Origin of the sequence: Acinetobacter sp. A1, assembly GCF_012371315.1 — a bacterium.
Lineage (GTDB): Bacteria > Pseudomonadota > Gammaproteobacteria > Pseudomonadales > Moraxellaceae > Acinetobacter.
On record NZ_JAAZQY010000037.1, the window covers coordinates 1 to 22,271 of the forward strand.

25 protein-coding genes are annotated in these 22,271 nt (G+C 42.2%); 9 read left to right on the forward strand and 16 right to left on the reverse strand.

All coding sequences use genetic code 11. From position 1 onward, the window contains the following. Positions 1-283 precede the first annotated feature (283 nt). From HHA41_RS11095 to def, 3 genes are all read right to left on the reverse strand, one after another. The gene (locus HHA41_RS11095) at positions 284-2,296 is read right to left on the reverse strand and encodes a TonB-dependent copper receptor (protein WP_168461761.1); all 2,013 of its coding nucleotides are present in this window, start codon (positions 2,294-2,296) and stop codon (positions 284-286) included. A 63-nt stretch (positions 2,297-2,359) separates the two neighbouring features. Continuing rightward, on the reverse strand, positions 2,360-2,794 hold the full coding sequence (locus HHA41_RS11100) for a DUF2946 family protein (protein ID WP_154321168.1): 435 nt from the start codon (positions 2,792-2,794) through the stop codon (positions 2,360-2,362). A gap of 107 nt (positions 2,795-2,901) precedes the next feature. After that, the gene (gene def / locus HHA41_RS11105; RefSeq protein ID WP_154321169.1) at positions 2,902-3,432 is read right to left on the reverse strand and encodes a peptide deformylase; all 531 of its coding nucleotides are present in this window, start codon (positions 3,430-3,432) and stop codon (positions 2,902-2,904) included. Between the two features lie 121 nt (positions 3,433-3,553). Between def and HHA41_RS11110 the strand changes: the two genes are divergently transcribed. The 3 genes from HHA41_RS11110 to HHA41_RS11120 are packed head-to-tail and all read left to right on the forward strand — an operon-like array spanning position 3,554 to position 6,574. Next, positions 3,554-4,711, forward strand: a complete 1,158-nt coding sequence (locus HHA41_RS11110) for a LysM peptidoglycan-binding domain-containing protein (protein WP_168419248.1) — start codon at positions 3,554-3,556, stop codon at positions 4,709-4,711. Between the two features lie 20 nt (positions 4,712-4,731). Beyond that, a complete protein-coding gene (dprA, locus tag HHA41_RS11115; protein WP_168461762.1) occupies positions 4,732-5,961 on the forward strand; it encodes a DNA-processing protein DprA in 1,230 nt (409 codons plus the stop codon). 43 nt (positions 5,962-6,004) lie between these two features. Further along, complete coding sequence (locus HHA41_RS11120) at positions 6,005-6,574, forward strand: Sua5/YciO/YrdC/YwlC family protein (RefSeq protein ID WP_168419250.1); 570 nt, start codon at positions 6,005-6,007, stop codon at positions 6,572-6,574. Positions 6,575-6,965: 391 nt separating this feature from the next. Here HHA41_RS11120 and HHA41_RS11125 read toward each other — a convergent pair whose 3' ends face one another. Next, entirely contained in the window at positions 6,966-7,874 is a 909-nt protein-coding gene (locus HHA41_RS11125; protein ID WP_168461764.1) for a DMT family transporter, read from the reverse strand. A gap of 291 nt (positions 7,875-8,165) precedes the next feature. On the opposite strand from HHA41_RS11125, the gene HHA41_RS11130 reads away from it, so the two are divergent. After that, on the forward strand, positions 8,166-8,711 hold the full coding sequence (locus HHA41_RS11130) for a glutathione peroxidase (RefSeq protein ID WP_168461766.1): 546 nt from the start codon (positions 8,166-8,168) through the stop codon (positions 8,709-8,711). A 162-nt stretch (positions 8,712-8,873) separates the two neighbouring features. After that, on the forward strand, positions 8,874-9,467 hold the full coding sequence (locus HHA41_RS11135) for a hypothetical protein (RefSeq protein WP_168461768.1): 594 nt from the start codon (positions 8,874-8,876) through the stop codon (positions 9,465-9,467). A gap of 93 nt (positions 9,468-9,560) precedes the next feature. Here HHA41_RS11135 and HHA41_RS11140 read toward each other — a convergent pair whose 3' ends face one another. The 10 genes from HHA41_RS11140 to HHA41_RS11185 all read right to left on the reverse strand — a co-directional run bounded on the left by HHA41_RS11140 (position 9,561) and on the right by HHA41_RS11185 (position 17,751). Beyond that, positions 9,561-9,980 (reverse strand): F0F1 ATP synthase subunit epsilon, encoded by a 420-nt coding sequence (locus HHA41_RS11140; RefSeq protein ID WP_168419253.1) that lies wholly within the window; start codon positions 9,978-9,980, stop codon positions 9,561-9,563. Between the two features lie 27 nt (positions 9,981-10,007). Then, on the reverse strand, positions 10,008-11,402 hold the full coding sequence (gene atpD, locus HHA41_RS11145) for a F0F1 ATP synthase subunit beta (RefSeq protein WP_004970134.1): 1,395 nt from the start codon (positions 11,400-11,402) through the stop codon (positions 10,008-10,010). Between the two features lie 29 nt (positions 11,403-11,431). Next, positions 11,432-12,301 carry a F0F1 ATP synthase subunit gamma gene (gene atpG, locus HHA41_RS11150; protein ID WP_096902733.1) on the reverse strand — a complete coding sequence of 290 codons (870 nt, stop codon included), beginning with the start codon at positions 12,299-12,301 and terminating at the stop codon, positions 11,432-11,434. Positions 12,302-12,384: 83 nt separating this feature from the next. After that, the gene (gene atpA / locus HHA41_RS11155) at positions 12,385-13,929 is read right to left on the reverse strand and encodes a F0F1 ATP synthase subunit alpha (RefSeq protein ID WP_104852884.1); all 1,545 of its coding nucleotides are present in this window, start codon (positions 13,927-13,929) and stop codon (positions 12,385-12,387) included. Between the two features lie 40 nt (positions 13,930-13,969). Then, complete coding sequence (locus tag HHA41_RS11160; RefSeq protein WP_004970141.1) at positions 13,970-14,506, reverse strand: F0F1 ATP synthase subunit delta; 537 nt, start codon at positions 14,504-14,506, stop codon at positions 13,970-13,972. A gap of 14 nt (positions 14,507-14,520) precedes the next feature. Then, a complete protein-coding gene (locus HHA41_RS11165) occupies positions 14,521-14,991 on the reverse strand; it encodes a F0F1 ATP synthase subunit B (RefSeq protein ID WP_004970142.1) in 471 nt (156 codons plus the stop codon). A 39-nt stretch (positions 14,992-15,030) separates the two neighbouring features. After that, positions 15,031-15,276, reverse strand: a complete 246-nt coding sequence (atpE, locus tag HHA41_RS11170; RefSeq protein WP_000424060.1) for a F0F1 ATP synthase subunit C — start codon at positions 15,274-15,276, stop codon at positions 15,031-15,033. 85 nt (positions 15,277-15,361) lie between these two features. Then, a complete protein-coding gene (gene atpB / locus HHA41_RS11175; protein WP_004970145.1) occupies positions 15,362-16,237 on the reverse strand; it encodes a F0F1 ATP synthase subunit A in 876 nt (291 codons plus the stop codon). A 103-nt stretch (positions 16,238-16,340) separates the two neighbouring features. Beyond that, positions 16,341-16,739 carry an ATP synthase subunit I gene (locus tag HHA41_RS11180; RefSeq protein WP_004970147.1) on the reverse strand — a complete coding sequence of 133 codons (399 nt, stop codon included), beginning with the start codon at positions 16,737-16,739 and terminating at the stop codon, positions 16,341-16,343. Between the two features lie 172 nt (positions 16,740-16,911). Continuing rightward, positions 16,912-17,751, reverse strand: coding sequence for a zinc ABC transporter substrate-binding protein (locus HHA41_RS11185; RefSeq protein WP_168461770.1), 840 nt, complete (start codon positions 17,749-17,751; stop codon positions 16,912-16,914). 135 nt (positions 17,752-17,886) lie between these two features. On the opposite strand from HHA41_RS11185, the gene HHA41_RS11190 reads away from it, so the two are divergent. Genes HHA41_RS11190 through znuB form a run of 3 tightly spaced genes read left to right on the forward strand, consistent with a single transcriptional unit; the run spans position 17,887 to position 19,949 of the window. Then, the gene (locus HHA41_RS11190) at positions 17,887-18,381 is read left to right on the forward strand and encodes a transcriptional repressor (protein WP_004970151.1); all 495 of its coding nucleotides are present in this window, start codon (positions 17,887-17,889) and stop codon (positions 18,379-18,381) included. Beyond that, complete coding sequence (gene znuC / locus HHA41_RS11195) at positions 18,357-19,145, forward strand: zinc ABC transporter ATP-binding protein ZnuC (protein ID WP_131261255.1); 789 nt, start codon at positions 18,357-18,359, stop codon at positions 19,143-19,145. The genes HHA41_RS11190 and znuC overlap by 25 nt, the downstream gene beginning before the upstream one ends. 3 nt (positions 19,146-19,148) lie before the next feature. Then, positions 19,149-19,949 carry a zinc ABC transporter permease subunit ZnuB gene (znuB, locus tag HHA41_RS11200; protein ID WP_168461772.1) on the forward strand — a complete coding sequence of 267 codons (801 nt, stop codon included), beginning with the start codon at positions 19,149-19,151 and terminating at the stop codon, positions 19,947-19,949. On the opposite strand, the gene HHA41_RS11205 is transcribed toward znuB, so the two are convergent. After that, positions 19,946-20,344 (reverse strand): hypothetical protein, encoded by a 399-nt coding sequence (locus HHA41_RS11205; RefSeq protein ID WP_168461773.1) that lies wholly within the window; start codon positions 20,342-20,344, stop codon positions 19,946-19,948. The two genes, znuB and HHA41_RS11205, sit on opposite strands and share 4 nt — an antisense overlap. Positions 20,345-20,456: 112 nt before the next feature. Continuing rightward, on the reverse strand, positions 20,457-21,077 hold the full coding sequence (locus HHA41_RS11210) for a LysE family transporter (protein ID WP_168461774.1): 621 nt from the start codon (positions 21,075-21,077) through the stop codon (positions 20,457-20,459). 159 nt (positions 21,078-21,236) lie between these two features. Here HHA41_RS11210 and HHA41_RS11215 point away from each other — a divergent pair, with 159 nt between their 5' ends. After that, complete coding sequence (locus HHA41_RS11215; protein WP_168461775.1) at positions 21,237-22,157, forward strand: Dyp-type peroxidase; 921 nt, start codon at positions 21,237-21,239, stop codon at positions 22,155-22,157. The last annotated feature ends 114 nt before the right edge of the window (positions 22,158-22,271 follow it).

Here is a 22,271-nt window from a genome sequence, read left to right on the forward strand (position 1 = left end):
TTTCAACAAGTTTTTATCAACATCACCGCCGATGGATGTGCATTATAGGCCAAATATTTTGCCATGCAAGGCTTTTTGTAAAAGAAATATTTCGAGTGTTTATTTTATAAACCCAAAAACATATAACTCACTGTTTTATCTTAGAAATTTATTTTAATAAAAATCCACCCAATTTCTTTAAACAAAATTTTAAAACATAACTCAATGTTTTATATGTAATTATTCTTATAGAAAAGCAAAAAGCAGAGCCGAAACCCTGCTTTTGGTTTAAATAAAGTTCAAATTAGAACTTCATACTAATACGCGCCCAGTAGTTACGACCAATATTATTAAATTGCTGATCGGTTGGTAAACCTGTCCCTGATGCACCCATTTTGTTTAGATGCTCGGTATAAGTTTTATCCAAAACGTTATCAACACCCACAGACACATCAACACTTTTATTTAGGTTGTAACTGCCGTTTAAAGATAGTACGCCAAAGCCACTGCTCTCTTTCACATCATAACCCACGATATTTCCTTCACGCTCACTGATACGACTTTGACCATCTACTACACGTAATAATGCGCCTAAAGTATATTTATCCTGCACATAGCGCAGGTTTAAACGTCCTTCCAAAGGTGAAATTTGTGGTAACGGCGTATTGTCTGTGGTGTTTTCACCCCACGCATACATAGCGCTCACATCTGCCTGCAAAGCATCGGTAAATTGATAACCTATACCAACTTCTGTACCTGCAATCGTTGCATCCACATTTCGCGTTTCAGCTTTATTGTTTGCATTGTACTTAGTCAAGATAAAATCTTGAACCAAACCAACATAAGCCGATGCCCAAGAGCTGAATGCACCATGTTCATGCTGATAACCCAAATCAAGCTGAAGTGTTTTTTCAGTATCAATACTCTTAAAAGTATTGTCACTACCATTACCTTTAACAGGGCTAAACAATTCCCAATAATCCGGCATACGCTCTACATAACCCAAACCGACATACGTTTTGGCATCATGGTGCGGATGTTGATTTTCCAAACGGATAAAGCCACTTGGCAAAGTTTCTTTACGTTGTTGAGCTGTTTGCACTGCATCAACTTCGACCTGATCGACACGCACACCTGCAACTAATTTATTTTGATCATTAAGCTGATAACTCAATTCACCAAAACCACCATAAGATTGAAATTTCATATCTTTTAAGCGTGGCAAGGCATAATAAGCAATATTATTTTCAGTATCTGTCTTACGAATACTGTGTTCATTATTTTGGGTATCGATACCTGTAATAAACTGTAATTTATCCCACTCATGTGTCACAGCCATACGTGCATTTAATGTTTTACGCGTCACATTAGTTGCCATTTCCATCATAGGTTTGGCGCGTAAACTATAGTTATCCATCACGTGATCATTAAAGCTATAGTTCACCTGTGCTTCAATTTTCTTAATCACATCGGTAATATTTTTCTTTTCTACACGTAAACCTAAACTTTCACGGTCAAATTCAGCACCATCCATTGGACGACCTGCATAAACCACTTCAGCATCACCACGACCACCCGTCAGTTCTAGCCAAGTGTTTTCATCGGGTGTCCAACCTAAAGCGAGATCAGCATTCCAACGCTCCCAATCCGAAGGAACAGTTGTACCATTACCATCTTTATAGCTATCTGCTACAGAACGGTTGGCGTTTAAACGGATGTATTTATGCTCATCACCCGCAGCCGCTTCAACATTATGATCTAAACGGCCAAATGACCCCATCAAGACACTGGCTTGGCCACGATAGTTTTGACCTTCACCAAATCGCTCAGGCTTACGCTCAAACAATACCGTTGCTGCCGAACCTGTGTTGGCATATTGCACCGTTTGCGGGCCTTTAATGACGGTAATTTCATCAAAACTTTCTGGTGAAATATAAGAGGTTGGTGAATCCATACGACTCGGGCATGCACCTAAGTTTTCAGAACCATCGGTTAAAATTTTAATACGTGAACCAAACATGCCGCGGAAGGTCACATCGCCATTGGTACCCGCACCACTGTTGACAGCACTAAAGCCAACGATGCTTTGCAAATAGTCTGCACCATCTGTGGCTGGAATCGGCTGAATGGGTTGTTTTGGATTAGCACGAACCACCAAACCATTGGCATCATTGCCCTGTTGTGCGGTTGCAACAATAGGCGCAAGACTATGCGTATTCGCAGACAGCATATTTTGATCGGCAAACGCACTTGCTGAATAGCAGGCAACACAAACTGCAGCCGCAATGGGCTGTAATAAAAATTTAGGCTGAGCCATTTTATTTCTCACTTCAAAACATAAATACAGTTAGGGTCAAAGCAGACCCGAAAAACATTGAATTTATGCAAAGTGAGGTGGAGCACGTCCCTGCGGAAGTAAAAAGAGTTGCTGAAGTGCAAACCAAACGTGTTGAAAACGTTTTTGGAAAGCCAAAAGACGTACCTGAATGCGATCAAGCACCTCTTTAAGCTCTAATTCAGGTGGCAAGACCAAGTTGCCATAGACCGTACAATACTGACATTGATGTGAAGCATCGTGATGATGATGTTCATGCTGTACGGTCAGTTGCTGATCATCGGTCTGTGATGTAGATGAATGTGCAGTATGCGAAGAATTTGTATGCACTGCGTGGGCTTGTGGCAACAAAAGTGCTCGCGTGATGGTTTCACAGACTGGCGCAACTTGATATTGCTCAGGCAGCAAAGGCTGTAAAAATACAGCAATCTGTAAAAAAACTGCGATAAATGAAAGCAGTAAGCCACTACGCAACAACAAAAACATCTATCCTGAATTTGTGTGGCGCAAGTATAACAAAGCCCAATCGAAATTGGGCTGATTTTTATGCTTTGGTCTAAACATGGACAACTAGATTGTGGTTTGTTTTAACGCTTCACAGCAACTTTTTCTTTCTGACGCTGGCGCACTACTTTTTCCACTTTTTCACGGGCACGCTGTCTTTTGAGTGGTGATAAATAATCGACAAATAATTTACCATTTAAGTGATCCATTTCATGTTGGATACAAACAGCGAGAAGTTGATCTGCTTCTAGCTCAAAGGTTTGACCCTCAAGGTTAATCGCTTCAATTTTTACACGTGACGGACGCTCAACTTTGTCGTATATTTGAGGCACTGACAAACACCCTTCTTCATACGGTTGGGTCTCTTCAGTCAATGGGGTAACTTTGGGGTTAATGAAGACCATGGGTTGATCTTTATTTTCAGATAAATCCATGACAATCAGCTGAATATGATGATCTACCTGTGTCGCAGCTAGACCAATTCCTGGTGCGGCATACATAGTTTCAAACATATCTGCAGCAAGCTGACGAATTTCGTCGGTCACTTCTTCAACTGGTTTGGCAATGGTACGCAAACGGGGATCCGGGAAACTTAAAATAGGTAATAAGGCCATGGGACGTCCTCACTTATATGCCATTGATCAAAAAACCGAATGAAGGAATGCTTCATCAAAAAAATGTGTGTAAGATCGTTATTATAACGCAACTACATACATAATTTTAGGAATTATGATAATGAAAAAGGTTTTGACAGACACATCCTCTTTTCGTGTCTTGGGGTTTAAAAAGCAAGTTTTAGCGCTCGCTGTATGTCTCACTGTGGGACTTGGGGCAATGAGTGTGGCTGAAGCAGCACCTGCACGAAATATTAATCCGCCTGCTTTAAAAGCCAATGCACCGAATGTGTATGTGGTGAAAAAAGGCGATACTTTGTGGGATATTTCTAAAAAATTCCTGAATAATCCACTACGCTGGCCTGAAATTTGGGCAAGCAACCGCCACGTGAAAAATCCACACTGGATTTTCCCGGGTGACCGCTTGTTAATGTGTACCTATGAAGGTCGCCCAATTATTGGTAAAGATGAAGGTGATGGCTGTGAAGGCATTATCCGTCGTTACACAGGCAAGAGCACCAATTTACAGCCACAAATTCGCGTAGAATCTTTAAATAATACAATTCCTGTGATTCCACTGGAATACATCAAGCACTGGTTAGAGCGCAGCAGCATTATTGCCGCAGATGCACTGCAAGGCACGCCTTATATTTTAGGTACTTCTGATCAACGCGTGTTGGCTGCTAAAGGACAAAGCGTGTATGCACGTGGTGCAGGCCTAGAAGTTGGTCAACGTTATGCTGTCTATCGCGAAGGCGAACCATACATCCTAACCGATGCCAATGGTCAAAAATTCAATGCTGGCTTAGAACTCACTCAGGTTGCAGCAGGTATTGCAGTACGTGGTGAAAATGACATTACCACACTTGAATTGACCGACACTTACAACGCTGAAGTGCGTCGTGGTGACCGTGTCCTGCCTGTTTATGACCCAATGTTGCCAACACTGTTCTATCCGACCCATGCCGAAAATGTAACTGCAGGTGGTCAAGTGGTTCGTGTAATGGGCTCTATTGGTACGGCTGCGAAACACAGTGTAGTTGCCATTGACCGTGGTACGCTGCATGGCGTGCAATCAGGCCACGTATTCTCTGTCGCTCAAAAAGGCGAAGTTGTGACTGACCCGAAAACCAAAGAGCGTGTGCAACTTCCAGGCGAACGCATTGGTAATATCATGGTCTTCAAAAGCTTTGATCACATCAGCTATGCCTATGTATTAGACAGCGAATTGCCAATTAAAGTGGGTGCGAACTTACAAACACCCCTAATGGACGACTAAAAATAGTCTGAGATGGTGACATGTTGAATTCATTCACCCCACATCAAATTGACTACATTAAGTTGTGGTATTTGGTTCAGCATTCACTGTCGAGTTTTTATAAACTAGAACAATATTTTGGTTCCGTGGCTGCCGCAGTGCAGCCCGAACATCTTTTGGCTTGGTCAGAAGTACGTGTACATGCCAACCATCAACAGCGTGCTAAAGAATATCTTAGTCAGTCAGGGCAACATGCCTTTGAAAACGTCTTAAAACAATTACAACAGCATTGTGATTTTATCCTGACCTTGGATGATCCCAACTACCCTAACCAACTACGCCCCTATGCAAACAAAGCTCCAATTTTATTTGGGCAAGGCAATGCTCAGGCTTTACTGCAAGCTCAAATCGCAATTGTGGGCAGTCGCAAAGCCAGCCCACACGGACGGCAAGTGGCCTATGATTTTGCCTATTATTTAAGTGAGCAAGGTTTCTTTATCAATAGCGGTCTGGCACAAGGTATTGATGAAGCTGCACATCAAGGCGCTTTGGCACACCATCGTACCATTGCAGTCATGGGCACAGGTTTAGACAGCACCTACCCGAGCGCCCACCATACACTCCGCCAGCAGATTGTGGAGCGTGGCGGTGCAGTGATTACAGAATTTTTACCTCACACCAAACCTTTGCAGCAAAATTTTCCACGACGTAATCGGTTGGTGAGTGGATTGAGTTTAGGCGTTATTGTTGCTGAAGCCAGTTTAAATAGTGGTTCACTGATTACCGCCAAATGCGCAGCCGAGCAAGGTAAATTGATTTTTGCTATTCCTGGTCATATTTACAGTGAGTTTCATCAGGGTTGCCATCAATTAATTCGTGAAGGTGCAATTTTGGTGGATCATCCTGAACAGGTGCTTGAAGATTTGGCATTGCCGACTCAATGGCAATATCAACAACAAAATATTGATCAATTGAGCTCTGACTCAACCTTGCCATCTTCAAAAATGAATGCTCAAACAGGAGAAAGCAATACAACCATACCTGATACAGCCACCTCGCCACAACCTATCCATAAAATCGTGACGCAGATTCCTGAGCATTTATTGGCGTTGTATCATCAATTGGATTGGGTCGGACAAAGTATTGACCACTTGGCACAACAGCTCGACTTGGAAATTGCCGTACTCACAGCTTATTTAATGGAACTTGAGCTCATGGGCTTAGCAATGCAGCAATCAGGCCTGTATCTGCGTTGTCGTCCTCACAAATAAGGTTCACAATAGCCCTCTCCCATTTCTGTTTAGGTCAACTCGCATGATTACCACCTCTGTCACCGAAGCCGCTGCATGTCTACAACAGGGACAAGTTCTGGCCTATCCAACAGAGGCGGTCTGGGGTCTAGGTTGTGATCCTTATAATCAGCAGGCTTTTTTGGAAATTCTACGCCTCAAACAACGTCCAATTGAAAAAGGCGTCATTTTACTGGCAGGGCACCTGTCACAGGTAGAACATCTGCTTGAAGATTTAAAGCCAGATATGCAAGATCGTGTAATTGCCTCATGGAGCAATACACATCCGACTGAGCGTGCCACCACTTGGCTGTTACCCACCACAGCGGCAATTCCAAACTGGATTACAGGACAACACCCGAAAGTTGCGGTACGCGTGACCAACCATCCTTTATGTATGGCTTTATGCCATGCTTTTGATGGCTTTATTGTTTCAACCAGTGCCAACCCTGCTGGACATGAACCTGCGCGCTCCCTGCAAGAAGCAACCCAGTATTTCCAGCAACAACTGCATTATTTAAATGGTGATTTAGGCTTAAGCCAACAACCTAGCCGAATTTTAGATGCAGAGACAGGTTTGGTCATTCGCGCCTAGGCTTAGACAAATTTTAGATAAAAAAAAGCTCAACCATATAGGGATGGTTGAGCATAAAAAGGATGTGTATAAAAGCACATCCAGAGGGTACGAAAATCTTGCTGCGAATGATGTCTTGCTGAGTTTTTGCTAGAGCAGATCATTTCCAGTACGTGAATTATGGAGTAATTTAGTCGACTATACAAATAGATTATTTCTATTAATCTTACATAAATAATCAATGATAGACTTATCACTTTTTCTTAACAATTTAAATTATCTTACTATTTTTTCAATTATTTTAGAAAAATTAAAAAAACTGTCATAAATTATATGCCTAAATCCTGTATATTTTTTGAATAAAACAGTATTTTAGATACATCTTTAATGCTCAAAAAAAGAGCAAATGCACTCAATTTTTTAGTGGAATTTGCACACGAGTTTTCATTTGAGCCAAAACAATGCCCACTAAAATAATCAAACCACCAACAGTGTGATAGCTCCCCCATACTTCTGCCAGCCAAAAATAAGCAATGATTGCAGTAAATACAGGCATCAAATTCATAAAAATACTGGTACGGTTTGGCCCTAAGTGCTGTACTGCCAACATCCACACCAAAGGCGCAATAATGGATGGAAAAATCCCCGCATACAAAACACTGAAACTATTTTGACTATTGAGCGGATCTAAGCCTAGCCACACAATGAAAGGTAGATGATAAATCAGCGCAAAAATTATTTGTACATACAGGCTAAGCATTAAAGGCAGTTTTAAATTCCATTTCTTTAAAAACACCCCATAAAAAGCATAAAAGAACACGGCTAGCACCATCAGCATGTCGCCTGCATGCCCAGTCAGCTGTGCTAATTGGCTGAAATCTCCCTGTGCAATCACATACAACAGGCCAAAAAATGAAATGATACAGCCCAAAATTGCAAATTTTGTCGGAATGTCCCTTAAAATAATCAAAGATACCAATACCGTAAACATGGGAATAAATGCATTGATGATGCCCATGTTGGTGGCAGTCGTATAATTGGCTGCGGTGTAGCTTAGCCCTTGATACAGCACTAAACCAAAGGCACTTAAAACGGCTAACTGTTTTAAATGTGGACGAATTAAACTGCGTTGCTGCCAAACTTTAGGCAATATCCAAGGCGTGAGAATCAAAAATGCAATAAGCCAGCGGTAAAAGCTGATACTCACTGGCGAAATATATTCTGCAACATAACGTGTCACGGCAATATTGAGCGACCAAATTAATACCGCAATCACAGGGAGTAGAATTGCCCAAAGTGCACCTTTGGCTGGCTGTGTCATGTCTGCATCATCCTTGTTGCACGTCAGCTGCATAAGCTTGCTGCTGTTGTCTGATCATCCAATTGATTTGATTGCTTGAAGCTCAAACTAAACTTCAGGGCTATTTATGGCACTTTTCGCTCAACTTATCCACCAATATTTTTAAATGATGATAATCCTTATATTTTTTTAATTGATACTCCTTCTTCTTTTGCACACAAATACAATAAATTTTCTGGTTTTCAACTTGCTGTGCTTTATAAATCCAGTTAAAACAATAAAACTTCATATCATTCGCATTTGGACACTTACATGAGCCATTCGGTCTATAACATTCCCGTTCTCACCAATTCAGGTGAAGAAACCACATTAAATCAATATGCTGGAAAAGTATTGTTGATTGTTAATGTCGCCTCTAAATGTGGCTTAACCCCACAGTATGAAGGCTTACAAAAATTGTATGCAGATCAAAAAACACAAGGTTTGGAAATTTTGGCTTTTCCATCCAATGACTTTTTGGCTCAAGAACCAGGCAGTGATGCAGAAATTCAGGAATTCTGTTCATTGAATTATCAGGTGAGTTTCCCGTTATTTGCTAAAATTCCTGTGGTGGGTGAGCACAAGCACCCATTGTATCGCACCTTAATTCAGGCCATTCCAGAACGTATAGGAGAAGGCCCATGGTGGAAAGATTTGGTCGATTATGGCTTAACCCCAAATAATCCGCCTGAAGTTTTATGGAACTTTGAAAAATTCCTAGTTAACAAGCAAGGGGAAGTCGTGGCACGTTTTGCACCTGATCTAACTACAGAAGACCCACGAATTTTGGATGCGATTGCAGCAGAACTCGCCAAATAATGCTTGGCAATAAATGCTTTATACAGGGAATTTGCTTAGGCAAGTCCCTGTTTTTCGTTTCAACAACACTTCTAATATTTGTTATTGCTTTGCAATAATCTGTTTTTTATTCATATTTTCGTTTTATATTGGTTTTAGTGCCTTATAAATGATTAGATCAAGATGAATATACCATTTTCTAAATATGCAATACTGCTCCCCCTACTCAGCGCAGGTTTACTACTCAGTGCTTGTGAACAGGCATCTGGCCCTCAAAGCAGCTCAGTTGAAGAACAAGGGACTGTAACTTCTAGCAACAGCAATCCTGATGCGACACAAGCACCCCTAAGCAGCGGCAATATGTTTTACATTGTGCGCGATGTAGCTGATCTACAACTTAAAGCTGGACAATATGTTGAACAGCTCAATCAGTCCAAATCAGAATTGCAAACAGCAATCAACGCACAAGACCCACAACAACTCCAGCTTGCTGCAACTCAATTACAACAGCAACTGCATGGTTTTAATCAGACCCTCAGCAGCTTAGATTTAAAAACACAAGAAATTGATACGATTCGTCAAAACCTGTTAGCAGCCAATCAACAAGTTTTAAACTCCCCGTTTTTAAATGGACAAATTAACCTTAGTCAGGTTGATTTTAAAAAGCTAGAACAGCAAATGGGCAATATTCAATCTGAAATGGTGAAGTTGGCGGGTATGATTTTGCAGGGTGAGGCGACACCGAATAACAAAACTGATACTACTGATGCTTCCTAAGTTTCTGAAATATCCAGTGCTGTAGCAATTCACTTTTATCAGCCATAAAAAAAGCCACTCTTTCGAGTGGCTTTTTCAATCTTAAACCTGCAATTAAAGTGCGCGGTTTTTGATTTTGCGGATGGTTTCCAACTGTGCAGCAGTTTCTGCCAAAGCAGCCAAAGCAGCAGCAGAGTCCAAATCGCTCTTTTGATTCGCCAACAATTGTTCAGCGTGTTTACGCGCTTCAAGAATTGCTGCTTCATCTAAGTTTTCTGCACGAACTGCAGTATCTGCAAGAATCGTAACAACATGCGGTTGAACTTCTAGAACACCACCAGATACATAGATTAATTCTTCTGTACCATTTTCCAGCAGAACGCGGATTGCACCCGGCTGAAGCAAAGTTACTAGTGGTGCGTGACCCGGCATAATACCGAGTTCACCGCCAGCACCTTTTGCAATTAGCATAGTCACAGTGCCAGAGTACAAAGACTCTTTTACACTTACAACGTCACATTGCATAGTCGCCATGAGAATCTCCTAAATTAGAGCTGCTAATTAAAGTTTCTCGGCTTTAGCAATCACTTCGTCAATACCACCAACCATATAGAACGCTTGTTCTGGGATATGATCGTATTCACCAGCTAGAAGACCTTTAAAGCCACGAATTGTATCTTTAAGCGGTACAAGTTTACCAGGCGCACCAGTAAATACTTCTGCTACGTGGAACGGTTGAGAGAAGAAACGTTGGATCTTACGTGCACGGTATACAGTAAGTTTGTCTTCTTCTGACAATTCGTCCATACCAAGAATTGCGATAATGTCTTTCAATTCTTTATAACGTTGAAGAACGTTTTGAACTGAACGAGCAATTTCGTAATGCTCAGTACCAACAACTAATGGATCTAACTGACGTGAAGTTGAGTCTAGTGGATCGATCGCAGGGTAAATACCTTGAGATGCAATGTCACGGCTCAATACTACAGTTGCGTCTAAGTGCGCAAACGTTGTAGCAGGCGATGGGTCAGTTAAGTCATCGGCAGGTACGTATACAGCTTGAATAGATGTAATCGAACCAGACTTAGTTGAAGTAATACGCTCTTGAAGAACACCCATCTCTTCTGCAAGTGTAGGCTGGTAACCTACTGCAGATGGCATACGACCTAGAAGTGCTGATACTTCAGTACCTGCTAGTGTATAACGGTAGATGTTGTCTACGAACAATAATACGTCACGACCTTTACCGTTCTCATCTTTTTGATCACGGAAGTACTCAGCCATAGTCAAACCAGTTAACGCTACGCGTAAACGGTTACCAGGTGGCTCGTTCATCTGACCGTAAACCATGGCTACTTTGTCAAGAACGTTAGAGTCTTTCATCTCGTGATAGAAGTCGTTACCTTCACGAGTACGTTCACCAACACCAGCGAATACAGATAAACCTGAGTGCGCTTTAGCGATGTTGTTGATCAACTCCATCATGTTTACGGTTTTACCAACACCCGCACCACCGAACAGACCAACTTTACCACCTTTTGCGAACGGGCAAAGTAAGTCAATGACTTTAATACCAGTTTCTAGAAGGTCAGTAGAAGCCGCTTGTTCTGCATAAGAAGGCGCTTGACGGTGAATTGGTAAACGCTCTTCAGTTGCAACTGGACCAGCTTCGTCGATAGGGCGACCAAGAACGTCCATGATACGACCAAGAGTCGCTGTACCTACTGGTACAGAGATTGGAGCGTTAGTGTTAGTTACGTTCAAACCACGCTTAAGGCCTTCAGTAGAACCCATTGCAATAGTACGAACTACGCCATCACCAAGTTGTTGCTGAACTTCTAATGTAGTTTCAGTACCGTCAACTTGGAGAGCGTCATAGATCTTAGGAACGCTGTTGCGTTCAAACTCGACGTCGATAACCGCGCCGATGATCTGAATGATACGACCGCCACTCATTGCTGTCTCCTCAATTCAAACTAATAATGTTAAACGGCAGCGGCACCACCAACGATCTCAGAAATTTCCTGAGTAATCGCGGCTTGACGCAGCTTGTTATAAATAAGTTGTAGGCTCTTGATCAGTTCACCTGCGTTGTCTGTTGCAGCTTTCATTGCAACCATACGTGCAGACTGTTCACATGCGATGTTTTCAATCACACCTTGATAAACCATAGACTCGATGTAACGAACCAATAAACCATTTAACAGCTCTTCAGCTTCTGGTTCATAGATATAGTCCCAACCGTATTGACGGTTAAGAGTCTTGTTTTCTTCAGCAGCTGCTAAAGGAACAAGTTGTTCGATTTTCTGATCTTGAGTCATGGCATTTACAAAGCCATTCGATACGAGGTAAATGCGATCTAACTCGCCTTTATCGTACGCATCCAACATCACTTGCACAGAACCAGATAACTGTTCAAGACTTGGCGCATCACCTACGTTTGTAGTTGCACCAAGCACTTTACCGCCGTAGTTTTTAAAAAACGAAACCGCTTTTTGACCAATTAAAGCAAACTGAACTTCAATTGACTGCTCTTGTTGTTGCTGTACATGCTTTACAACTTTCTTGAACAAGTTAATGTTCAAGCCACCTGCCAAACCACGATCTGAAGACACAATGATATAACCCACGCGTTTTACAGGGCGTTCGATCATATAACGGTGTTTGTATTCAGGGTTCGCCTGTACCAAATGAGCAATTACACGGTGCATATTTTCGGCATACGGACGGCCTTGAGCCATGCGCTCTTGCGCACGACGCATCTTAGAAGCAGCAACCATTTGCATCGCGCGAGTAATCTTTTGCGTGCTCTTGATACTAGCAACTTTGGCGCGAATTTCTTTTAAATTTGCCATACGCTTAACCTAGTATTCGAAAGCCCTTTCAGGCTTCCGAAGGTTGATTCCGTGAACCAAACCCCTAACTAGCCAATGCTAAATTAGTAAGTTTGAGTCGCTTTAAAGCTTTCAATACCTGCTTTGATTGCAGCTTCGATGTCTTTGTTGAAATCACCAGTTTCATCGATTTGTTGCATTAACGCAGCATTTTCTGAGCGGAAGTAAGAAATTAACGCAGCATCAAAGTCTACGATTTTCTTCACTTCTACGTCAGCCATGTAGCCTTCGTTAGATGCATAAACTGAAACAGCTTGGTCAGCAATTGAGTATGGCGCATATTGTTTCTGCTTCATTAACTCAGTTACACGTTGACCATGTTCAAGTTGCTTACGAGTTGCTTCATCAAGGTCAGAAGCGAACTGAGCAAATGCTGCCAATTCACGGTATTGCGCCAAAGCGGTACGGATACCACCAGACAATTTTTTGATGATCTTAGTTTGAGCAGAACCACCAACACGCGATACAGAAATACCCGCGTTCACAGCAGGACGGATACCTGCGTTGAATAATGATGTTTCTAAGAAGATCTGACCATCAGTAATCGAAATTACGTTGGTTGGAACGAATGCAGATACGTCACCTGCTTGAGTTTCAATAATCGGCAATGCAGTTAAAGAACCAGTTTGACCTTTAACTTCACCGTTAGTGAATTTCTCAACGTAGTCAGCAGATACACGAGAAGCACGCTCAAGTAGACGCGAGTGTAGATAGAACACGTCACCCGGATAAGCTTCACGACCTGGTGGACGACGTAAAAGCAATGAAATTTGACGATACGCAACAGCTTGCTTAGACAAGTCATCATAAATGATAAGCGCGTCTTCACCACGGTCACGGAAGTATTCACCCATTGTACAGCCAGAGTACGGAGCAAGATACAACATTGCTGCTGGATCTGCCGCTGCTGCTGCAACAACAGTTGTATACGCCATAGCGCCAGTTTCTTCTAGCTTGCGTACTACGTTTGCGATAGTCGATTGTTTTTGACCAATTGCTACGTATACACACTTAATGCCAGAGTTTTTCTGAGCGATGATCGCATCGATCGCCATTGCTGTTTTACCAGTTTGACGGTCACCAATGATCAACTCACGTTGACCACGGCCTACAGGGATCATGGTATCAACTGATTTATAACCAGTTTGAACAGGTTGATCCACTGATTGACGCCAAATTACGCCTGGTGCTACTTTTTCTACAGCATCAGTTAATTTTGCATCAATAGGGCCTTTACCATCAATTGGGTTACCCAAAGCATCTACTACACGGCCTAAAAGTTCTGGACCAACCGGAACTTCTAATACACGACCTGTGCAACGTGCTTTTTGACCTTCTTGAAGGCTTAAGTAGTTACCTAAAACAACGACGCCCACTGAATCCTGTTCTAGGTTCAGTGCCATACCAAATAAGCCGCCGTCGAATTCGATCATTTCACCGTACATTGCATCAGCAAGGCCGTGAATGCGCACAATACCGTCGGATACCATAACAATGGTACCTTCGTTTTTAGCGGTCGCGCTGGTGTCCAGATCGCCGATACGCTGTTTAATGAGCGCACTGATCTCGGATGGATTCAGTTGTTGCATTGCGCTATACCTCAATCTTTTATTAGTTCAGTCTTCGCAATTAAGCTAAAAGACGTGTCCGCATTTTTTCAAGCTTGTTAAGCGCAGAATCATCTATCACTTGGTCGCCTGCACGAATAACCACACCCGCAATTAACGCTGGGTTCACTTCTACAGAAACATTTACTGCCGCAGCGAAACGTTTTTCTAACGCTTGAGCAAGAATTTGTTCTTGTACAGAAGTCAATGGGAATGCTGATTCAATCACAACATCCACAGTATTGTTATTCTGTGATTTGAGCTGTTCGTATTCTGCTTGAATTTCAGGAAGCAAAGCCAAACGGTTGTTTTCAGCAAGCAATGTCAAAAAGTTTGACACTGCTGCAGTTTGGTCTTCACCTAAAACTTTGGCAAAAATACTCACCTGCTCAGCAGGCGTAAGCTCAGGGCGATTTAAGTAAGCTGAAAATGCTTCGTCTTGCACCGCAGCACTGAGCAAGTTAAGTGCTGTTGACCAATTGTCAGTTGCACCTTGCTCAGAAGCGTAAGCAAATGCTGCTTTAGCGTATGGGCGTGCCAACGTCAAGAGTTCAGCCATAATCTGCCTCTCTCTTAAAGTTTAGCAGCCAGCTGAGTCAGCATGGCATTGTGAGCTTCTGCGTCAACTTGCTGGCTAAGAATTTTCTCTGCACCAGTTACTGCAAGCGCAGCTACTTGTTGACGTAATTCTTCGCGAGCAGAATTGATTTCTGTATCAACAGCTTCTTTCGCTTGTTGACGAATACGCTCACCTTCAGCAGATGCTTGGGTACGCGCTTCTTCTACCAATTGTGCTGCACGACGATTCGCTTGTTCGATCAATTGAGCCGCTTGTGCTTTAGCTGCATCTAATTCAGCTTTCACTTGAGCTTGCGCATCGGCAAGATCAGCTTTGGCTTTTTCAGCTGCATTTAAGCCGTCAGCAATACGACGCTGACGCTCACTAATCGCATTGATTAGTGGTGGCCATACAAACTTCATGCAGAATGCGACGAAAATCGCAAATGCAATCGCTTGGCCAAACAATGTGAGGTTGATATTCATTGCAAATTCCTCAAATAGTGAATTTCGGAATTAAGCTGATTAACCTACAAATGGATTAGCGAAGATGAAGAACAAGCCAATACCAACACCGATCATAGGCACAGCATCAAGAAGACCTGCGATTAAGAACATACGAGTTTGAAGTTGTGGAGCCAATTCTGGTTGACGAGCAACAGCTTCAAGGAAGCGACCGCCTAAAAGACCAAAACCAATCGCAGTACCTAAAGCACCGAAAGCGATCAAGATAGCAGATGCAATTGCAACTAGACCTAAAGTGAGTTCCATGATAATTCCTCAGAGGTTAGGTTTTATACCAAATTAAGTTAAAAAATTGTGTGCCCAACCGCCCGATGACAGTTAGGCCATACCATTAATGCTTTTCGCTTGCCATGCTCATGTACACGATAGTCAACATCATGAAAATGAATGCTTGTAGCGTAATAATCAAAATGTGGAAAATCGCCCAAGGCACAGACAATGCCCACTGGATCCAGAACGGTAATAACGCGATAAGAATGAAGATTAACTCACCCGCATACATGTTACCGAACAGTCGTAGAGCCAATGAAACTGGTCGCGCCAAGAAAGTAGTCAATTCCAACAATAAGTTGAATGGAATTAAAAGCACTTTAGCAACTGGATTACTTGGGTTGAATGGGTTAAGTGCCAACTCACCAACGAAGCCGCCAACACCTTTCTCACGAATACTATAGAAAATAATTAAGAAGAATACAGAAATAGACATACCTAAGGTAATGTTTGGATCTGTAGTCGGAACAATTTTAAAGTAAACCTGATGAGGGTCCACACCCAGCATAGATGCAATCGCCTGTTGAGCTACATAAGGAATAAAGTCAACAGGGATTAAATCCATCAAGTTCATGAGGAAAATCCACACGAAAATGGTTAATGCTAAGGGTGCAATTAATCGAGACTTCCCATGGAAGGTATCACGTACACTTGAATCCACAAACTCGATAATCACTTCAATTACTGACTGGAATTTACCAGGCACGCCTGAATTTGCAGCTTTCGCAACAATCCAGAACAATAAACAGAAGATCAGACCAAGTCCGATAGACCAACCCATTGAATCCAAGTGAATAGCAGTGAACCCCATCTGTTGAGCTTCTTCAGCAGACTCAGCCAACTTCCATGAACCGTCTGGCATTTTGCCATAGGTCATATTGGTCAAGTGATGCTTGATATACTCGGTCGAAGTAAGGGCATGTTCTTCAGCAGCCATAAATCACACCTGGTCAATGTAAAAAAACTAATAGAACAAACGAACATCGCGTGCTGCTTGATATCTCGCCTATTCCTGAAAAACTTTTCAATTTTTGCTGCGTTTAGACTCGTTTTTGTAATCGTGACACCCAAAATGGCGCAACCCACGACATGCTTTGAACGAGCATAAAACCACAAAACAATGCCACCGGGGATAACGGCTGTACATTGCTTAAAATTAAAATGAATCCTACGATCACGATTGCAAACTTACCGAGCATTCCTCTATACATGTTCGAAAGAACCTGTCTGGACGCTCGTGCACCTGCTGCTCGAAACGACTGCCATGAAAAATAACAACTTGCCAACCAACAAACACTAGCACCAAGTGCAGCGCTTAAGGCAGCCGTTGAGTCTTTCAAGACCCACGCTATCAGGGCTGAAACTGGAATCATGAATGCTTGTAAGAAGACCAAAGCTTTAGCTAATCGTCGGTCAATCAAGCGACTAGTTCGGCTCATTTTTTTATCCACTCACAGCATTAATGCTTGACAAGTTCAACTGATGATCGTTTTTTATCGCAGGCATTATAGAGTTAGCCCCCTGAACATGCAATCGTTTCCCGACCTTAGTCGTGTTTTTTTGCATGTTTGTCTCGGAATTGTCATATTTCAAATTTGCTTAAAAAACGCATCATTTTCGTGCATTTAATACACAAGCCTTGGTTTGCTTGGCTAATTGCTGCCACGCTTTCACAAAATCATCTGCGCCGCGCATGCTTTCATCGACCTTTTGAAACACAATTGGATTCAATTTCATATACTGATTTTTACTGGCATGTCCTTCTGCAAGCAGGCACATTTTTGGATTTGGTCGGTGATCGTTCAAATATTTAATTTGTGCGACTGTTGGCGCAATATGCGGATCATTGGTCATCGACCCAGAAAATTCTAAATTTAAGGCACGTTCTAAATATTGATAGGCATCGTGATAAGCCCAATATGGCTGTACTACAGTTTGAGTCTGAAACTGACTTGCACTTTTGAATAAACTCTGTGCGAAGGCACGTGCGTTGTTCCAGTAAGCATCGCGATGTTCAGGCATTTGCTGAGAACGTAACGCGGCAATAAAGAAGCCGATACGCACCGCATTGTTTGGGTCTAGCCAGACATGGCTGTCTACTGTATTTTTTAATGCTGCACCACGTTCTGAACGCTGCGGCAAAGTTTTCATAATGCCCGTATCTAATAAAGCAATCGCTTTAGGATTTTGATGTAATACACGTTCTAGCGGTGCTTCATGCGCCTTACCTAGCCAAATAATTAAACCCGCATCTTGGATGATTTTACGATGTGCAGGCGTGAGCGATACATCATGCCCTGTTTGATCTGCCAGTAATAAAGTGGGTGTTTCGATATTTTGCGTGACTTTTTGGGCAATCAAATAGATAGGATGCGTAGACACCACCAAAGCCTGCGCCATGCTGACAGTACTGCATAACGCTAAGAAACAGAAACTAAATAAACGAAACATTGCGGCATATCACGAAAAATCGATAAATGTTATAATATAACAAATTTATAAAAATACCTACGTATAATCGAAACTGATAACGCTTCATGCTAAGATTTACTGTCGTTTTTCTTTTAAAGTTCAACTGGGGTGGCTATGAGCTTATGTTCGCACGAGCATCACAATGCATTACATGGCGTTCACGACCATCACAATGTCGATCAACGTCTTGCCGAAGCTGAAAGTTTATGTGCGGCAACAGGTGCTCGTTTAACACCGCTACGTAAAGAAGTGTTGGAACTCATTCTCAAGGCATCTGCACCAATGGGTGCTTATGATTTATTGGCGAAAATTAAAAGTGAGTCTGATCGTCCTGCAGCACCGCCAACGGTGTACCGTACTTTGGATTTTTTACTGGAAAAAGGACTAATTCACCGTTTGACTTCAATCAATGCCTATATTCCTTGCTGTCATCCACGTGAAGGACACCAAGCGGCATTTTTGATCTGTACTGAATGTAAAGTCGTTAAAGAAGCTTCAGCGCAAGGTTTATTAGAGCAATTAGATCAGTTGGCAGCCTCTGACCGCTTTAGCCCGCATCACAGCATTATTGAGATTTCTGGAAAATGTCAGCAGTGCAACAGCAAATAACCACTGCACCGCTCATCGCCTTGCACAATATTCAGGTGCGAATAGATGAGCGCGATATTTTAAAAAATGTCGATTTTGAATTACATGCACGTGAAATTGTCACGCTAATTGGCCCCAATGGCGCAGGAAAATCGACTCTAATTAAAGTCTTGCTTGGCATTGTCAAACCAAATGCAGGCAAGCTCGTAAATGCTCGCAAATTGACCTTTTCTTATGTGCCGCAAAAGTTTAATCCTTCACACAGCTTGCCTTTAAGAGTGAAAGATTTACTGGCTTTAGAAAAATGCCCAGACGCAATTAAAGCAGAAATTATCCGCGATACTGGCATTGCCAAACTGCAAGATTCAAAAGTACAACAACTGTCTGGTGGTGAGCGGCAACGGGTGCTATTGGCACGCGCCTTATTACGTCAACCTGATGTTTTGGTATTGGATGAGCCGATGCAAGGACTAGATATTCAGTCCGAAGCTGAACTGTATGACTATGTGCGCAACTTACCGAGCAAATATGGCTGTGCGGTGTTGATGGTGTCGCATGATTTGCAATGGGTCATGCAAGGTACGCATCGTGTGGTATGTTTAAATAAACACATTTGCTGTAGCGGTTTGCCCGAAAATGTACAGCAACATCCTGAATACCAAGCTATTTTTGGAACCAATCGGGTGTTTTATCAACATCACCATGAACACTGCGCCCATGGCGATCATGCCGAGCCTTGTCAGCATGATTCACGTCCTCATATTCACCCTGAACCGGAAGCTTAACCCATGATGGATTGGCTACAATTGCTGTTACCTGCATGGATCATGGGCAGTTTATTGGTATTTTTGACCGCCCCACTTGGCTGTTTAATGCTGTGGCGACGCATGTCCTTTTTTGCCGATACGATGGCGCATGGCACTTTATTGGGTGTGGCAATTGCAGGCGCGTTAAGTTTACCTCTGTGGATGGGCGTGACATTCTTGGCATTATTATTGGTGGGTGTTTTGTGGATTTTACATGATCCACGGTTGCCGAATGATGCATTATTGGCGCTCTGCTCTGCGACCTTGCTCTGTTCAGGTTTGCTCTTTATTCAACATATTCCGAGTTTGCGTCCTGAGTTGCTGAGCTATTTATTTGGCGATTTACTCACCATTTCATGGGCAGATTTACCCGTATTTGCTTTGGTCATTATTGCAGCCTTAGCGGTACTCTATAAGTTTTGGCAGGCTCAAATTCAAATTGCAATTGACCCTGACATTGCAGTCAGTGAAGGTGTGAATGCCCAATGGCAACGCCTGATTTTTATGTTGTTGTTGGCATTATTTACCGTATTGGCTTTACGTGCAGTCGGCTCTTTATTGATGGGCGCATTGTTGGTGATGCCTGCTTTAACCGCACGTTTATTGGCTCACTCGCCTAAACAAATGGTGATTTGGGCATTTATTGTGGCGCAAATTGCAGTCAGCGTAGGTTTATGGTCAAGTGCGGGCTTAAATATTTCGACAGGTTTAAGTATTGTGATGACCATGGCAATCATTTTTACAGTGATTTTTAGCGTACAAAAAGTCAGAACGATGGCTTAGTTTTTCGTTAATGAGTATCTATATTTTTTTATTGCAGCAATGAGCATTACGACCAAAAGTGGCAGCACATACACTATCCACAGTGCCATATCACTGTGAATCACTTGCTGTAAAAGACTCAATTGCTGCGGACCTTCTGAAACAGCATTCCAATCTATTGTTTGTAGATAAAACATTGCATGAAGGGCAGTCAACAACACAGCTGTGATATTAATCAACACCACACTTTGCCACACCGTATGTTTAAAATAAGTTTGCAAAGCGGCAAATACAAAAGAAAAAATCAAATTGATACTCAAATGCACCATCAAAGCAATTGGCCAAAACACGCGATCTACTGAAAAGTGAATCACTAATCCAATTGCTATTAAAGTTGAAAAACTCAAAAACAACATGCTAATCCACCAATGTTGCCAATAACGTGCTCGCGGAATACCTTTTATTTTCAACGTATATCTCAATCTATTTTTTATAATTACAACGTACACTTTTGTTTAATTGAAGACATTACTGATGCACCAAACTCAACAAAAAAGCAGCGCCTGCAAACAGTGCAGCAAAAGTACGATTCATGACTTTTTGCTGCTTCGGTGATCTTAACAAACGTAAAACTTTTGCAGCCAAGCCCGTATAGCCCGCCATCACAATCAAATCAATACTAATCATGGTCAACGCCATAATTGCATATTGCGTCCATTGTGGTTTAGATAAATCTAAAAATTGCGGTAAAACTGCCAATAAAAACACAATTGCTTTGGGATTGCTCATATTGACTAGAAAGCCGTACATCACCAACTTTCCAGCAGATTTTCGTGTCAGCTCATGCTGAATTTCAATCGACTGTGCAGGCGCTGCCCATTGCAAATACGCCAGATATAACAAATATGCCACACCAAACCATTTCACAATTAGAAATGCCCAAGGCGTTGTGGCAAATAATACCCCTGCCCCTGCAGCTACAATCGCGATTTGCAATAATAAAGCGAGTTGTAGACCAATCGCATTCCAATACCCATGTCGAAAACCATAATTCAAACCACTCGACATTGATGCTATTGCACCTGCGCCAGGTGAAACACTAATCACCCAACAGGCTAACATAAACGCTATCCAAACTTGATAAGACATATATCGCCGCTTTTCACAAGACAGTGCATTATATGATATTTCACTTAATCTCATGGCTAAAAACGTTGAATAAAATCGGGTTCGGGCTATTAAGCCTGCATGCAATCAGGCACAATAAAGTCAACTTTATAGAAAACAACAAATTTTCAGGAGCTATACATGACTGCCCAATCTGTAATTTTGCCACTACCTTCAGATCATGCTCGCTTTCTTGTACTTCGTTTAAAATACTTAAGCATTGCTGAATTAAAAGAAAAATTGGCTGACTTGTTTAGCACACGGGATCGTTTGATTACCCAACATCCACATGCCCAAATTAAAACTGGCGTTGCTTTTGGTCCTGAACTTTGGGCACAACTCTATCAGCAATCTCCAGAAGGTTTTAAACAATTACAACCGATTCAAGGTGCGTACCCAATGCCTGCCGTGCCTGCAGATGTGATCATTCACCTCGCCAGTACACGTGCGGATATTTGCTTTGCACTTAGTCAGGCATTTTTTGAGGGGATTCAAGACAAAATTGAAGTCTTGGATGAACGGGTTTGTTTCCGTTATTTTGATGGACGCGACATGACTGGCTTTATTGATGGTACCGAAAACCCACAATTTCCAGATGATCGTGCTGAAGTTGCACTTTTAGGCGAAGATGCAGGCGTGTTTGCCGATGGTTCATTTATTTTTGCACAGCGCTATTGCCACGATTTAGAAAAATGGAAAAAGCTCAAAGTCGATGCCCAAGAACACGTGATTGGACGTACCAAGCTAGAATCGATTGAATTAGATGAAGATGTACAACCTGAAAATTCGCACGTTTCACGTACTGTCGTTGAAGATGATGCAGGCGATGAAATGGAAATTTTGCGCCATTCTTTACCTTATGGTGATGGCAAAGGCGATCAGGGTTTATTCTTTATTGCCTATACCAAAGATTTGAGCATTATTGATGCCATGTTAGAACGTATGTTTGGTACTTCAGGTGATGGCATCCACGATCGTTTATTGCATTTCGTCACCGCCTTGGATGGTGCATATTACTTTGCCCCGAGTGAGGAGTTATTAGAAGAAGTGATGGAAGGTTAAGATAAAGAGGCCGACGAGAGTCGGCTTTTCAGTCTGAGAGACTGTAAATTAAATTGTGTAATTGCCTGAATTTGCTATGTTCATATTCACAACGGAGTCAGGCAACATGATGAA